Annotated in this window: 1 pseudogene; it reads left to right on the top strand. The window is 66.5% G+C overall.

Annotated elements, in window-relative coordinates:
* Window positions 1-1,598, top strand: a pseudogene (locus Q0349_RS01515) (exodeoxyribonuclease V subunit gamma); the annotation flags it as partial.

Here is a 1,598-nt window from a genome sequence, read left to right as displayed (position 1 = left end):
CCCTCCCTTGCAGGACGCGCAAGCGTCCGCAGCGGGGGAGGGCTGGGGAGGGGGTAGCGATAACCTTTCCATCACCGCTGTCGAACCGTACACCACACAAAAAACCTCCACCGAACACTCCCCCTCCCCCCGTGGGGGAGGGGGCGGGGGTGGGAATAGCCTGCAAACCGCCGATACCAAAACAACCGCCGATGCCCCTCCGCCCCAAGAGGACGACAGCCTGCGCATCCACGGCTGCCACGGCCTCCAGCGCCAAAGCGAAACCCTGCGCAGCGACATCACCGCCTGGCTCAACGCCGACCCGACGCGTCGCCTCTCCGACATCTACATCCACCTGCCCGACCCCGTCGCCGCACAAACCATCCTGCGCGCCACCTTCCCGTCCGGCGGCGACTACGACGGCAACCACCTGCCCGCGCGCCACATCGGTATCACCGAAAACAGCGCCGAAACCCTCTGGCGCTCCCTCAGCGGCCGCTACACCCTCGCCCACAGCCGCTACGACGCGCCCACCGTCCACGACTGGCTGCACAACCCGGACACCTGCCACAGCCTCAACCTCGCCCCCGAACAAATACAGCGCATCACCGCCGCCCTCACCGCCGCGGGCTACAAACGCGGCTACGACGGCGCCCAACTCCAGCCCGCGCTGCATCCGGACGACCACGACCACCGCTACACCTACACCTACGCCCTGAACCGCCTCATCGCCGGCGTCCTCACCCCCGACGCCGAACACTACCGCGACGCCGTGCCACAACCCGGCCTGACACTGGCCGACCTGCCCGCACTCGAAGCACTCGCCACCCTGGCCGAACAAACCGAAGCCGAACGCGCCGACACCGGCATCCCCGCACAAACACGACTCCAACAACTGCGTGACACCCTGCACCACGACTACGCCTACGCCCAAAACACCCCGGCCTGGCAAACCATCGACCAGGCGCTGGACGAACTCCAGCAACAACTCGCCAGCCACGCAGCCCTTGCGCCGCAAAACGAAGCACACTACCTGCCGCCCGCCTTCATCCACGAACACATCGAAGCCCACCTCGCCGCCCAACAAAACAGCAGCGAACCGAGCGGTGTCATCACCATCGGCAGCCTGAAAAACCTGCGCAACCTGCCGGGCAGACTGCACATCTTCATGAACGCCGACCGCGACCACTACCCGGCGCGCCAAAACGACGAACGCTACAACCTCATCCCCCTCGACCGCCCGCGCTCCGGCGACCAAAACCGCGAACACGAAGACCTCGGCGCCCTGCTCGACCTCATCAACCGCGCCGAAGACGCCCTCTGGATCTACTACAACACCGCCGAAAACAACGAACCCCAACCGCCCGCCAGCCCCATACAAGAACTCCTCCAGTACCTGGACGACCAGCGCGAACGCGGCGAAACCCTGCTGCGGGAACAGCACAAACCGCACGACAACGAGACCCTGCCGCGCTACTACTACCACGAACACCCCGCCGACCCGTTCAGCGCCGACCCGTACGAAACCGCGACCCGCCCCGCTGCCCCGCTCTGGCAACATATTCGCCAAACCCTGAACCAAACCCCCCCCCTCCCCTGCGCAGCGGGGGAGGGCCGGG

The organism is uncultured Cardiobacterium sp., from assembly GCF_938028185.1.
Lineage (GTDB): Bacteria > Pseudomonadota > Gammaproteobacteria > Cardiobacteriales > Cardiobacteriaceae > Cardiobacterium.
The sequence above is the reverse complement of the archived record's forward strand: the minus strand, read 5'-3'. Positions and strand labels throughout refer to the sequence as shown.